This window comes from Mesorhizobium huakuii (assembly GCF_030160235.1).
Lineage (GTDB): Bacteria > Pseudomonadota > Alphaproteobacteria > Rhizobiales > Rhizobiaceae > Mesorhizobium > Mesorhizobium huakuii.
Genome location: NZ_BSNY01000047.1, coordinates 61,750 through 75,250, shown reverse-complemented (window position 1 = coordinate 75,250; position 13,501 = coordinate 61,750). Strand labels below are relative to the sequence as shown.

General features: G+C 64.8%; 12 protein-coding genes. 6 read left to right on the top strand and 6 right to left on the bottom strand.

The features are described from left to right. Positions 1–27: 27 nt before the first annotated feature. The 4 genes from QQK95_RS22540 to QQK95_RS22525 are packed head-to-tail and all read right to left on the bottom strand — an operon-like array spanning position 28 to position 4,114. Positions 28–1,377 carry an aminotransferase class III-fold pyridoxal phosphate-dependent enzyme gene (locus QQK95_RS22540; RefSeq protein WP_284276616.1) on the bottom strand — a complete coding sequence of 450 codons (1,350 nt, stop codon included), beginning with the start codon at positions 1,375–1,377 and terminating at the stop codon, positions 28–30. Between the two features lie 21 nt (positions 1,378–1,398). After that, entirely contained in the window at positions 1,399–2,067 is a 669-nt protein-coding gene (locus tag QQK95_RS22535; protein ID WP_284276615.1) for an HAD family hydrolase, read from the bottom strand. Next, positions 2,064–3,344: a Tm-1-like ATP-binding domain-containing protein gene (locus QQK95_RS22530; protein ID WP_284276614.1), complete on the bottom strand. Its 1,281-nt coding sequence runs from the start codon at positions 3,342–3,344 to the stop codon at positions 2,064–2,066. The genes QQK95_RS22535 and QQK95_RS22530 overlap by 4 nt, the downstream gene beginning before the upstream one ends. Next, on the bottom strand, positions 3,344–4,114 hold the full coding sequence (locus QQK95_RS22525) for an IclR family transcriptional regulator (protein ID WP_284276613.1): 771 nt from the start codon (positions 4,112–4,114) through the stop codon (positions 3,344–3,346). The genes QQK95_RS22530 and QQK95_RS22525 overlap by 1 nt, the downstream gene beginning before the upstream one ends. 187 nt (positions 4,115–4,301) lie before the next feature. Here QQK95_RS22525 and QQK95_RS22520 point away from each other — a divergent pair, with 187 nt between their 5' ends. The 5 genes from QQK95_RS22520 to QQK95_RS22500 all read left to right on the top strand — a co-directional run bounded on the left by QQK95_RS22520 (position 4,302) and on the right by QQK95_RS22500 (position 10,198). Continuing rightward, positions 4,302–5,753 (top strand): APC family permease, encoded by a 1,452-nt coding sequence (locus tag QQK95_RS22520; protein WP_284276612.1) that lies wholly within the window; start codon positions 4,302–4,304, stop codon positions 5,751–5,753. A gap of 55 nt (positions 5,754–5,808) precedes the next feature. Beyond that, positions 5,809–7,296 carry an aldehyde dehydrogenase gene (locus QQK95_RS22515; RefSeq protein ID WP_284276611.1) on the top strand — a complete coding sequence of 496 codons (1,488 nt, stop codon included), beginning with the start codon at positions 5,809–5,811 and terminating at the stop codon, positions 7,294–7,296. Between the two features lie 241 nt (positions 7,297–7,537). Then, complete coding sequence (locus tag QQK95_RS22510) at positions 7,538–8,392, top strand: MetQ/NlpA family lipoprotein (RefSeq protein WP_284276610.1); 855 nt, start codon at positions 7,538–7,540, stop codon at positions 8,390–8,392. 86 nt (positions 8,393–8,478) lie between these two features. After that, a complete protein-coding gene (locus QQK95_RS22505) occupies positions 8,479–9,561 on the top strand; it encodes a methionine ABC transporter ATP-binding protein (protein WP_284276609.1) in 1,083 nt (360 codons plus the stop codon). Further along, the gene (locus QQK95_RS22500; protein WP_172371425.1) at positions 9,542–10,198 is read left to right on the top strand and encodes a methionine ABC transporter permease; all 657 of its coding nucleotides are present in this window, start codon (positions 9,542–9,544) and stop codon (positions 10,196–10,198) included. Before QQK95_RS22505 ends, QQK95_RS22500 begins: the two co-directional genes overlap by 20 nt. Positions 10,199–10,346: 148 nt before the next feature. On the opposite strand, the gene QQK95_RS22495 is transcribed toward QQK95_RS22500, so the two are convergent. Continuing rightward, on the bottom strand, positions 10,347–11,477 hold the full coding sequence (locus QQK95_RS22495; protein WP_322791225.1) for an aminomethyltransferase family protein: 1,131 nt from the start codon (positions 11,475–11,477) through the stop codon (positions 10,347–10,349). Positions 11,478–11,531: 54 nt separating this feature from the next. Next, entirely contained in the window at positions 11,532–12,305 is a 774-nt protein-coding gene (locus QQK95_RS22490) for an ABC transporter substrate-binding protein (protein WP_284276607.1), read from the bottom strand. A 270-nt stretch (positions 12,306–12,575) separates the two neighbouring features. On the opposite strand from QQK95_RS22490, the gene QQK95_RS22485 reads away from it, so the two are divergent. After that, positions 12,576–13,460 (top strand): SGNH/GDSL hydrolase family protein, encoded by an 885-nt coding sequence (locus QQK95_RS22485; protein ID WP_284276606.1) that lies wholly within the window; start codon positions 12,576–12,578, stop codon positions 13,458–13,460. Positions 13,461–13,501: the final 41 nt, after the last annotated feature.

The following is a 13,501-nucleotide window of genomic DNA, read 5'->3' as shown; positions in this document are numbered from 1 at the left end:
GTCTCTCGAAACTCCGTTGTATCCCTGTCAGACCTTCGACAGTCCGGCATCCAGCGCTTCGCCGATCTTCGCGACATCGGCGGCGCTGATGATGAGCGGCGGCGACAGGATGATGTTGTTGCCAGAGACGCGCAGCATGACGCCGGCCTCGTAGGCGGCCTCCGAAACCACGGCCATGGTCTTCTTGTCGGTGGGCTTCTTGGTTGCCCGGTCCGAGACCAGTTCCAGCGCCGCCATCAGGCCCTTGTAACGGACATCACCGACGATGGCATGTTTCGCCTTCAGGCCTTCCAGCACCGCCCCAAGCTCGACGCCGCGCGCGGCCGCATTCTCATTGAGGCGAAGCCGTTTGGTCTCGGCAAGCGCCGCCAGCCCCGCCGCGCAGCCGACCGGGTGGCCGGAATAGGTGTAGCCATGGCCGATCGACCCGAAGCTGGTCTTGTCGGCCTCGAACACATCGGCGACCTTGGCGCCGATCAAGGTCGCGCCGAGCGGGAAATAGCCCGAGGTGATCGCCTTGGCGATGGTCATGAAATCCGGCTTCACTTCCGTCAGCCGCGAGCCCGACCACGCGCCGGTGCGGCCGAAGCCTGTCACCACCTCGTCGGCGATCAGCAGGATTTCGTGGCGGTCGCAGATCTCGCGCACCAGCGGCATGAAGCTCTCATGCGGAACGATGACGCCGCCGGCGCCGAGAACCGGCTCCATGATGAAGGCGGCGATGGTGTCGCCGCCCTGGAAGGCGATCTCGTCCTCCAGCGCCTTGGCGCAGAGTTTGGCCAGCCGCGCCGGATCGGTCTCGTCGAACGGGTTGCGGAAGGTCCAGGGTGCGGGAATATGGAAGACGCCAGGCAAGAGCGGCTCGTAGTTGCGGCGGAAATTGGCGTTGCCGTTGACCGAGGCACCGCCGAAATGCGTGCCGTGATAGCCCTTCTTCAAGGCGAGGAATTTGGTGCGGTCGCCCTGGCCACGAATCTTCCAGTATTGCCGGGCCAGCCGCAGTGCTGTCTCGACCGAATCCGAACCGCCCGAGGTGAAGAAGGTCCGCACCATGCCTTCCGGCGCGAACCATTCGGAAAGCTCGTAGGCGAGTTCGATCGACGGTCCGGTCGAGGTGCCGCGAAAGCCGGAATAGTAAGGCAGCGCGCCGAGCTGGTCGGCGATCGCCTCCTTGATCGGGTCGCAGCTGTAGCCGAGATTGACGTTCCACAGGCCGCCGACGGCGTCGAGCACGCTCTTGCCATCGATGTCGGTGACGGTGACACCCTCGCCTTTCATGATCACCTTGGGCGGATTGGCCCGCATCTCGGCAGGATGCGCCATCGGATGCCAGATCGGCCTGGCATTGGTCTCGGTGAGGAAATTGATGTCGCGCATCACAAGGCTCCGCAAATGGTCTCAGGCAGCTGGGACGAGGTCGAAATGGGCAAGGGCTTCGGCATAGGACCGCGCCGGCCGGGCAACGTCGAAATGCACCGTGCGCATGCCGGCGGCACGGCCGCCATCGACATTGCGCTGCTGGTCGTCGACGAACACGCAGGCGCTGGCGGGCAGGCCGAGCGCCTCGGTAACGAAGCCATAGGCGCGCGGGTCCGGTTTCAAAATGCCGGTATAGGTGGCGTCCACGATCACGCCGAACAGGCCGAGCAGCGGCAGCCGCCGGCGAAAGTCGGCGCCGTAGAACAGGTCGAGTTCGTTGGACAGGATCGCCAGGCGAAAGCCGGCGGCATGGACGGCGCGGATGGCATGGTCGGCTTCGGGCCGCACCACCTTTTCCGGCTCGGCGCCACGCGCGCGCTGGACGAAGGTTTCCATCGCCTGCCAATCCTCGCCGACGAGCCGGCCGACCTCGCTGGTGCGGGTGCGCCAATAGTCACGCTCGCTGATCTCGTCGGCCTGCATGGTGCGCCACAGCGGATCGCTGTCCGGATCGAATGGACCGCGCCATTGCAGCGTTCCGGGCTTCAGGCCGAGCGCCTGTTCGGTCAAGGCGTGGGTCTCGAACAGCGTGCGGGTGACGACACCGCCGAAATCGAGGACGAGCGCCTGGGCCGGAACAGCACTCACGCGGCCACCCCCTTGGCCGGCAGGCCGCGCGGGATGATGCCCTCCTCGACCCAGCGGTCGAAGATCTCCAACGCCTTGGCGACGAAATCGTCGCTGTTGATATGGGCGTCGATCTCATGGAATTCGACCCCGGGAGAAATCGCCTTGCGCATCTCGTCGACGAAGGCGGCAAGCGCTTCCGGCTCATGGAGCGGCTCGCCCTGCATGTCCCACTCCTGGATGCCGCCAGAGGGCAGGATGAAGGCGGAGCGCCCTTTCGAGGCGCCGAGCTTGGCCGCGATGGTCCTGGCGACCTGGCGGCGATCATCGGCATCGACGGTGATCGAGGCGATCAGCCTGTTATGAGCATGAAAAGGACGATCGGAAAATTTAGCCGGCAAATCCTGCCAGGTCGGCAAATCGACCATGTCGACCGCGCCGGGCGCGGCGATCTGCGGAATGCCGCGGGCGCCGGCATTTTCCAGCCGGTCGCTACCGGACGAGACGACGGAACCGGCCAGATGGTTGGTGATCTCCTGCAGGCTGAAGTCGAAGACAGCGCAGAAATGGTCCTGGCCGGCGATCGATTCGAAGGCGCGGCCGCCCATTCCGGTGGTGTGGAAGACGGCGACATCATAGCCGCGCCGTTCCAGCGCCGGCTTCAGCGTCTTCATGTAGCGCAGGCAGGAGCTGCCGAGCGAGGTCATGCCGATGCTCGGCCCGGTCGCCGGGACCGAGGCACGGCTCTCCAGCACGATCCTGGCCGCGCCGACAACCGCGCCGCAGGCCTGCGACAGCACCAGCTTGCAGATCGAGTTGAGGCCATAGAGCCCGCCGGCCCAGAGGATCATCATCAGGTCGGGCGCGACGCGCTCCGGCGGGATCAGGTGCGAATAGGCGATGGTGGAGACGACGAATTTCGGCACGCCGAGCGGCAGGGAAAGCGCCACGTCGAGCGCCAGGTCTGTGCCCATCGAGCCGCCTATGGCGATGAAAGCGTCGATCTCGCCGTTGCGGTGCAGCTGGCGCACCAGTTGCACGGCCCCGCCCGCCATCAGCGTCATGGCGGTGTTCTCGTCACCGCTGGCGACGATCTCCTCGATGGTCACGTCGACGGCCCGCGCCACGGCGTGCTTGTCGTGATCGGGGCTGTAGGGCGGATTGCCCAGCACGCTGACATCCATCATCACGGCGCTGCCGCCCGATGCCTCGATGCAGGCTTTCATGAACAAGAGCTCATCGGCCTTGGTGTCGCCGGTGCCGATGACCAGGATGCGGGGCGTGGTCTCTACCGACATCAGGCCTGCCTCCTCAAGGTTTGCAGATTGTCGCCATTGAGGCGCATCGAAATCTCCCGTGCGGCCGCCATCACCGCAAGCCCGCGTTGCGTGATGTCGGCCGTCGTCGTCCTTGCCTTGGGCGCCGCCACGGCGATGGTGCCGAGCGCGAAGCCTTCCGCCGACAGGATTGCCGCCGCGACGGATATGACGCCTTCTTCCAGGCCCTGATCGGAGATCGAATAGCCGCGCTCGCGCGCCTCTGCCATGGAACGGGAGATGGCGGCCGGCTCGATCAGCGTATGCGCGGTGAAGGCCTCGAGAGGACCCGCCAGGCATGCCTTTACGATCTCGTCCCTGGCAAAGGCCAGATAGGCGATGCCCGAGGCGGTCGAATGCAGGGGCAGAAGCTGGCCGATATCGATGTTGACGCGGTTCGCCCAGGCGGGATGCTCGACATGGACGGTGACCAGCCTGTCGATGCCGAATTCCGACAGATGCACGGTCTCGGCCGTGGCGCTTGCCAGGTCCCGCACCAGCGGCACCGCGGTCTGCAGGAAGGGGAAGCGCGCCTCGCGGATGCGCGCCAGCCGTGACAGGCCGGCGCCGAGCCTGTAGTGCCGCGTGCCGGCGTCCTGCTCGACGAAGCCATGGCCCGTCAGCGCCACCAGCAGCCGCCGCGTCGTCGCCTTGTCGAAGCCCGACCGGCGCGCCAGATCGGTCAGCCCGAGTTCTGGCTCGGCCACGGTGAACAGCTCCAGAAGTGAAATCGCCTTGCCGACCGTCCCCAATGCATCCTCCCGGCATTTGCCTCCCAGCAGAAGCAATCAATTAACGTGTGAATTAACTTGACAGCAAGCCGCTTGGTTTGCAAGTCTATATTCAAAATAACGGTTCAAATAATGAACCAACATCCAGAGCCTAAGGGACAGGCCATTCGGCCGGCAAGCCAAATCGGTTTGCAAACAGGAGGGACCAATGACAGCAGTTTCGGAACAAGCGCCGCCCGCCAACAGGCTGCGCAAGAACAGCCTCGGCGTCGGCGCCATCACCTTCATGGTGATCTCGGCCGCCGCACCCCTAACGGCTGTCGCCGGCGGCACGCCGCTCGGCATGCTGATGGGCAATGGCGCGGGCTTTGCCGGCACCTACCTGATCGTGACGGTGCTGCTGCTGCTGTTCGCGGTCGGCTATGTCGCCATGTCGCGGCATGTCGGCAATGCCGGCGCCTTCTACGCCTATGCCGCGCGCGGCCTCGGCGGTCTCGCCGGCGGTGCCACGGCGCTGATCGCCATCCTGTCCTACAATGCCATGCAGATCGGCGTCATGGGCCTGCTCGGCGCTGCCACATCGGGTCTGTTTGCCGGCTGGGGCATCAACCTGCCCTGGTGGGTGTGGAGCTTCATCGCCATCGCCATCGTCGCCGTGCTCGGTTACCGCCAGGTCGACCTGTCGGCCAAGATCCTGACGGTGCTGGTTCTGTGCGAATACGCCGTGGTGCTGATCCTCGATCTGACGATCCTCAAGACCGGCGGTGACAGCGGCCTGTCGGCCGCACCGTTCAGCTGGAGCCAGATCACGTCAGGCGCGCCGGCCATCGCCATCCTGTTCTGCTTCGCCGCCTTCATCGGCTTCGAGGCGACGACGATCTATGCCGAGGAAGCCCGCGACCCCAAGGTCACCATTCCGCGCGCCACCTATTTCTCCGTGCTTTTGATCGGCGTCTTCTACATGGTCACCGCCTGGCTGATGGCGGTCGGCGCCGGTGTCGACAAATTGCTGCCGGCGCTGCAGGGCCTGCAGGATCCGACGACCTTCCTGTTCGGCCTCTCCGATCGCTACGCCGGAACGCTGCTGACGCATGCGATGAGCATCCTGTTCGTGTCGAGCCTGTTTGCCGGCGTGCTGGCGTTCCACAATGCGGTTGCCCGCTACATCTACGTCTCGGGCCGCGAGAAGCTGTTGCCGCAGTCGATCGGCGTGACGCATTCAGCGCATCAGAGCCCGCATCTCGCCTCGGTGATCCAGAGCGTGCTGGCGGCTGTCGTCGTCGGTCTGTTCGCCGTGCTCGGCCTCGATCCGGTGCTGGCGCTGTTTTCCTGGCTGACCAATGTCGCGACGCTCGGCGTCATCGTCATGATGGCTGTCGCCTCGCTTGCCGTGGTGATGTACTTCCGCGCCAATCCGTCGGCGCAGGAGAACGCGGTGAAGACCACCATCCTGCCCGGGCTGACCTTCATCGCCTTCGTCGTCATCATCTATCTGATCGTCATCAATTTCGGCAGCCTGTCGGGAGCCGGCGGCTTCCTCGGCGTGTTCCTGCCGGGGCTGGTGCTGATCGCCGCGGTGGTCGGCCTGCTGTTGGCCGGCGCCTTGCGGGGCCGCGACCCGGTCGCCTTCGAGAGCCTCGGCCTGCCGCTGAAGGATTGAGCGAAATATCTGGGCGGCCTACCAAGCCGCCCAGCCCACCTGAAACGGGAAGATCATGATCAGTCAAAATGCCATCGACACGCTGCGCAACACCGAGATCGGCGCGCGCGGCCTGTTCATCGATGGCGCACAGTCGCCGGGAACAACCGGCGCGACGCTGCCTGTCATTTCGCCGATCGACGGTCGCGCCTTCGCCAGTATCGCCGACGGGAATGCCGCCGATGTCGACCGCGCGGTGACATCGGCGCGCAAGGCGTTCGACAAGGGTTCGTGGTCGCGCGCCGCCCCTGCCTTCCGCAAGAAGGTGCTGACCAGGCTCGCCGAACTGATCGAGAAACATGTCGACGAACTGGCGGTGCTCGGCGTGCGCGACAACGGCACCGAGATCGGCATGGCCTACAAGGCGGAGCCGCTTTCGGCCGCCGGCACCATCCGCTACTACGCCGAGGCGATCGACAAGGTCTATGGCGAGATCGCGCCGACGGCGGAGAACGTGCTGGGGCTGATCCACAAGGAACCGCTCGGCGTCGTCGGCGTCATCGTGCCGTGGAACTTCCCGCTGATGATCGGCGCCTGGAAGATCGCGCCCGCACTGGCCGCCGGCAATTGCGTGGTGGTCAAGCCGCCGGAGATCGCCTCGCTGACGCTGCTGCGGCTGGCGGAACTGGCGGCCGAGGCCGGCCTGCCCGCCGGCGTGCTCAATGTCGTTACCGGCCGCGGCGCCGTCACCGGCGAGGCGCTCGGCCTGCATATGGATGTCGACACCATCGCCTTCACCGGGTCGGGGCCGGTCGGCCGGCGGCTGCTCGACTATTCCGCCCGCTCCAACCTGAAGCGCGTCTTCCTCGAACTCGGCGGCAAGTCGCCCAACATCGTCTTTGCCGATGCGCCAGACCTGAAGCAGGCGGCGGTCGTCTCGGCCAACGGCATCTTCCGCAATTCCGGCCAGGTCTGCGTCGCCGGCTCGCGCCTGCTCGTGCAGTCGTCCGTCTATGACCGTTTCATGGACGAACTTCTCCAGGCAACCACGCGGCTGAAGGTCGGCGACCCGCTCGACCTCACCAGCGACATCGGCGCGGTGTCGAGCGCGGAACAGCTGGACAAGAATCTCGGCTTCGTCGCCAAGGCTGGGCAAGAAGGCGCAAGGCTGGTCACTGGCGGCGAGCGGATCCTGACCGAGACCGGCGGCAGCTACATGGCGCCGACGATCTTCGAGAATGTCACGCAGGACATGCAGCTGGCCCGCGAGGAGGTGTTCGGGCCGGTGCTCGGCGTCATGCGCTTCGATACCGAGGAGGAAGCGGTACGCCTCGCCAACTCGACGGTCTACGGGCTGGCCTCGGCGGTGTGGACATCAAACCTGTCCACCGCGCACCGCATGGTGCGTGCCATCCATGCCGGCGTCGTCCACGTCAACACCTATGGCGGCGCCGACATCACCGTGCCGCTCGGCGGCGTCAAGCAGTCCGGTTTCGGCCGCGACAAGTCGCTGCACGCGCTGGAAAAGTATCTGGAGCTGAAGACCGCCTGGATCGCGCTTTGAGGACCCGCTGGCCTCTGAGAATCTGACCACTCCCGATGCCCTGGGATCGCAGTGCGACACCGCCGCGGTCGATCCCGTGGCGTCTTGTGCTCCCGCCCTTCAAATTTTTGAGAGAATATTCCCGGCTTCGCCGAGAATGGCGAAACATGTTCTTTGATGAAATCGATAGAATTTCTGACGATGTGACCAAGCCTGGGCAATCCGCCTTGCTGCCATGACTTCACAACCGCAGAGATCAATCATGTCCGACGCCAAAAACACTTCGCCATCTTCCCTTTGGTCAACCATCAACCGCCGCGGCGGCCTTGCTCTGCTGTTCGCATCGGCCGTCGCGGTCGGCAGTCTGATGGCGCCGCATGCGTCCTTCGCCGAGGACAAGAAGGCGATCAAGGTCGGCATCATCAGCGGCGAGGACGAGGACGTCTGGCGCGTCGTGGTCGCCCAGGCCGCCGAAAAGGGCCTGACGATCGAGACCGTGGTGTTCAACGACTACACCCAGCCCAACGAGGCGCTGGAGCGCGGCGAGATCGACGCCAACGCCTTCCAGCACCAGCCTTATCTCGACAACCAGATCAAGACACAGGGCTATCACATCGTGCGCGTCGGCTATACCGGCGTCTGGCCGATCGGCCTCTACTCCAAGAAGTACAAAGCGGTCGCCGACCTGCCGGAAGGCGCTGTCATCGGCGTGCCCAACGACCCTTCCAATGAAGGCCGGGCGCTGCGTGTGCTGCAGAACGAGGGCGTGATCAAGCTCAGGGATGGCACCGGCATTCTTGCCACCACCGCCGACATCGCGGAGAACCCCAAGAAGGTCGAGATCAAGGAACTCGACGCCGGCATCGTCGGCCGCTCGGTCGAGGATCTCGACGCCGCCGTGGTCAACACCGACTGGGCGCTGAAAAGCGGCCTGACGCCGGAAAACCGCATCGCGCAGGAACCTATTGCCGACAATCCGTACCGCAACTTCATCGCGGTCAAGGTCGGCAATGAAAACGAAGCCTGGGTGAAGACGCTGGTCGCCTCCTACCAGAACGACGCGGTCAAGGCCGAATTCGACAAGGTCTACAAGGGCACCGGCCTCAGCGCCTATTGAGACCATCAGGGCATTGATATGCCTGCTTTGATCGGGAAGGCGGTCCGCGCGATGCGCGGGCCGCAATCGCATTTCGGGATCCGCGTATGAACCAGCATTTCACCGCAACCGCCGAGCCCGCCGACAAGGCCGGATCGCAAGACGTGGTGCGCCTTGTCGATTTGAAGCGCCGCTTTGGTGCCACGCCGGCGATCGACGGTATCTCGCTGACGGTGCGCAAGGGCGAGATCCTCGGCATTATCGGCCGCAGCGGCGCCGGCAAGTCGACGCTGATCCGCTGCCTGAACGGGCTGGAGCGGCCGGATTCCGGCGAGGTCTTCATCGAGGGCCGCGAGATCAGCCAGCTCGGCGAGCGCGAGCTGCAGCCGCTGCGGCGGCGCATCGGCATGATCTTCCAGCACTTCAACCTGCTGTCGGCCAAGACGGTCGAGGACAATGTGGCGCTGCCTTTGAAGATCGAGGGCCGGCCGAAGGCCGAGGGGCTGGCACGGGCGGCGGAGCTGCTCGACCTCGTCGGCCTGTCCGAGAAGGCAAAAGCCTATCCGTCATCACTATCCGGTGGCCAGAAACAGCGGGTCGGCATCGCTCGGGCGCTGGCCGCGCGGCCGGCGTTGCTGTTGTCTGATGAAGCGACCTCGGCGCTCGACCCGGAGACGACACGCTCGATCCTGGCGCTGCTGAAAGACATCAACCGGCAGCTTGGCCTGACCATCCTTTTGATCACCCATGAGATGGAGGTGATCCGCTCGATCGCCGACCGCGTGGCGGTGATCGATGCCGGGCGCATCGTCGAGCAAGGGCCGGTCTGGTCGGTGTTTGCCGACCCGCAATCGGACATCACCAAAAGCCTGCTCGGCGCCATCCGGCCACAACTGCCAGCCGAACTGGCGGCGCGGCTGCTGCCGGCTTCCGGCGCGGAGACGATCCTGCGCGTGGACGTGGCCGGCGACGCCGCAAGCGGCCCGCTGCTGTCCGACCTTGCCACCTCTGTTCCGGGCGCCTTCCGCCTCGTTCATGGCGGCATCGACCACATCCAGCAGCAGCCCGTCGGCACGCTGTTCCTCTCCGTTCCCGGCAGCGATGCGAGCCATCTCGCCGAAATCATCACATTCCTGAAGGCCCGCCAGGCGCGGGTGGAGGTGCTTGGCCATGTCGCCAATCCTGTTTGAGCTTCTGCTGCGGTCGATCTGGGAAACGGTGCTGATGACGGCCGCCTCCGGCCTGATCTCGCTGGTCTTCGGCCTGCCGCTTGGTCTCGCGTTGATCGCTACCGAACGCGGCGGCATCGCCGAAAGCCTGTGGGTCAACCGCGTGCTGGGTGCCGTCATCAACGGCTTCCGCTCGGTGCCGTTCATCATCCTTCTGGTGGCGCTGATCCCGCTGACGCGGCTGATCGTCGGCACTTCGATCGGCACCTGGGCGGCCATCGTGCCGCTCTCGATCGCCGCCACGCCCTATTACGCGCGCATCGCCGAAGTGTCGCTGCGCGAGGTCGACCATGGCCTGATCGAGGCGGCGCGCGCCATGGGCGGCAACCGCTGGACGATCATCCGCGAGGTGCTGGTGCCGGAGGCGCTCCCCGGCATCGTCGCCGGCTTCACGGTGACCTTGGTGACGCTGATCGGTGCCTCGGCCATGGCCGGCGCCATCGGCGCCGGCGGCCTCGGCGACCTCGCCATCCGCTACGGTTATCAGCGGTTCGAGACGTCGGTGATGGTCGCGGTGGTCATCGTACTGATCATCCTGGTGTGTGGAATCCAGTGGGCGGGGGATCGATTGGTGGCGCGGCTGGATCGGCGGGGGTGAGCCGGCTGAACACTTGGGCGGAGCTTCCCTAACTTCGTCATCCACGGGCGAAGCAGCCGCGAAGCCGCGTCGCGGAGACCCGAGGATGACGAAGTAATGGGTCGTTTCGGCAAATCGCCGAGGCAACGACCCGTCGACGCGCACCAAGCTAACCCCGCAACCTCACCCCTTCCGGATCGAAGAACGGCATCGGCGCCACCACCGCACGGGTCGGCACGCCGTCAATGTCGATGCTCAGCTCAGCGCCTATCGCCGTAAACGGCAGCCGCAGATGCGCGGTCGCCAGCACCTTGCCCAGGGAATAGCCGTGGTCGCTGTAGGTGACGATGCCGGCATCCTCGCCATCGGCCAGCACCCTGGCATCCGTCGCCGCCGGTTTGTCGCCATCGAGGATCAGACCGGTCCAGCGCTCGTCGAGGCCCTCGTCGCGGATTTTGAGCAGCGCTTCGCGGCCGATGAAATCGCCCTTGTCGAATTTGATCCAGCGGTCTAGGCCGACATGGAACGGCGTGCGGGTCTCATCCATGTCGATGCCATGCGCCGGATAGGCCTTTTCCAGGCCGAGCGTGAACATCGCCAGCACGCCATAGGGTTTCAGGCCGAAGTCCTTGCCGGCCCGCATCAGCGCATCCCAGACCGAGGCGGCCTCGTCGGCGGGCACGAACAGTTCGAAGCCGAGTTCGCCAGTCACGCCAGTCCGCGAGATCAAGACGCGCGTGCCGTTGACATGGCCTGATGTGAATGCCCATCGCTTCAGATCATCGAGGTCGGTATCCGAGATCAACGCCTTCAACAGGTCGCGCGAGCGCGGGCCCTGGATGGTCGGGAAGGCTATCGCCGCGGTGATGTCGGTGACGTAGGCCTTGCGGCTCTCAGCATGGTGCTGCAGCCAGGGTAGCATCTTCAGGCGGTTGACCGAACCGGTGACCAGCATGAAATGCTCCTGTCCCAGCCGGAACACGGTGAGGTCGTCCATGATGCCGCCATCCTCGCGGCAGACCGTGGAGTAGCGCACCTGGCCTGGTTTCATCGCCGCGGCGTCGTTGACGATGACATGGTTGACCAGCGCTTCGGCCTCCGGCCCCTTGATGTCCATCTTGCCCATGGTGCTCAGATCCTGCACGCCGACATTTGCCCGCGTGTTCAGGTGCTCGTCGGCGATGCCGGAATAGTATTTGGCCGAGATGAAATCGCCGCCGACCCGACCCATGGTCGCGCCGAGCCCGACGATGCTGCTGTAGAAAGGGGAACGCCGCTCAGCCAAGAAGGTCTCCATCATTCATGAAAAACGGCAGCGCCAAGCTGCGCTGCCGGAAGGCGTTAGTTGCCGGCCTCAGTTGCCGTAGACGTCGAAGGCAAAATACTTGTCGTTGATTTCCTTGTATTTGCCGTTGGCGCGCAAGGCGTCGATCGCCGCATTGAACTTGCCGGCGAGTTCCTTGTTGCCCTTCTGCAGGGCGATGCCGACGCCGGGGCCATGGATGGCCGGATCGGCCGTCAGCGTGCCAAGCAGCTTGCAGCAGGCGCCGTCGGGCTTCTTCAGCCATTCGGTCAGGATGATCGAGCCGTCCATCATCGCGTCGAGGCGGCCATTGGCCATGTCGGTGCGGGCATCGTCGCCGGTGGGGTAGGCCTTGACGGTCGAGCCCGCATATCTCTGCTCGGCGAATTTCTGATGGATGGTGGCGGTCTGCACGCCGAGCGCCTTGCCTTTCAAATCGTCCGGCGAGGTGCCCGCGATGGTGGAATCCTTCGGCACGGCGATGGCCGGCGGCGTCTGATAATATTTGTGGGTGAACTCCACCTTCTCGGCCCGTTCGGGCGTGATGGTGATGTTGATGATGGCATCGAACTTGCCGGCTTGCAGCGCGGGAATAGAGCCGTCGAAATCCTGGACGGTGAATTCGCACTCGGCCTTCATCTGCGCGCACAGCGCCTTGCCGAGGTCGATGTCGAAGCCGCCCAGCGTGCCGTCGGCATTGGCGTAGTTGAAGGGCGGATAGGCGCCTTCGGTGCCGATCCTGAGCTTGTCCTGGGCGCTGGCGGCACCGGCGGCAAGGGTAAGGGCGACGGAAGCGGCAAGCACGAAACGACCGAAAAGACGCATGTTCCAGATCTCCGTTGACCGGCGAAGTCTACCGGCTCCGGTGCTTCCGGCGGAGACGGAAGCGACATGCGCTGCGGCGATCACGGCGCGGTGCGGATACGAAACGTCGACAACAGGGCTGCGCCTTTATTTCGCGGTACATCTTCCCCGCACAAGGAAACTTGTGGTATACATTTCCATCTCCAAAGTATCCGTAATTCTTGATTTGAAATACGATGATTTCGTCGAGGGATTTGCATTGCCCGAAGGACAATGCTCGGGAGGACGACAATGGATCAGCCGGAATTCGTGCAGCAGGCCGCGCAGCGTCGGATCGCTGAGGACATCGCCAACCGTGTGCGCATCCACCAGGCCAACATCCAGCGCCTTGCCGCCGCGCGCGACAGCGCACACACGCTGGAGGCGGCGGTCAGCAACCGCCCGCTGGTGATGCTGGCACAGGGCGATTCATGGTTCGACTATCCGCTGACCGGTAACGGATTGCCGCTCTCCGACACCGATGTGATCGCGCAACTGCGCCGGATCGGCAGCGCCCCGCCGACGATCCTCAACCTGGCGCATCACGGCGACGCGGCGACGGACGAGATGTCGCTTCCCAAGCAGGAAAGGATGATTGCAGCGCTGCGCAACCAAGCCAACTGGCTGGACGGCAAACCCGACGCCATCCTGGTCTCGGCCGGCGGCAACGACATTGCCGGCGATCAGTTCTGCATCTTCCTCGACTTCAATGACGGCCACGCCACCGGCCTGAACAAGGACCGCTTCACCAGGGCGCTTGGCATGATCGAGGCCTGTTATCTCGACCTGTTCGCCTTGCGCGACCGGGTCGCGCCAGGCGTGCCGATCTTCGGGCATTGCTACGATTTTCCGATCCCGAACGGCGTTCACCCGGCCTGCGCCGGTCCCTGGCTGAAACCTTCGCTCGACTTCTGCAACTGGACCGTGGCGCAAGGCAAGACGATCGTCCATGACACGCTGGCGGCGTTTCGCGATCTGGTGAAGGGGCTGGCCGACACGCCCGCCAACAACTTCCATCTCGTCGATACGCAAGGGACGCTGACGGCCGCCGACTGGGCCAATGAGTTGCATCCGACGCCGGCGGGTTTCACGAAGATCGCGCAGAAATTCGCCGCCGCGCTGAAGGCAGCCGTGTAGGCGCGGCCATGAGGCCGCGCGGTTCGGCTTCGACCACCCGT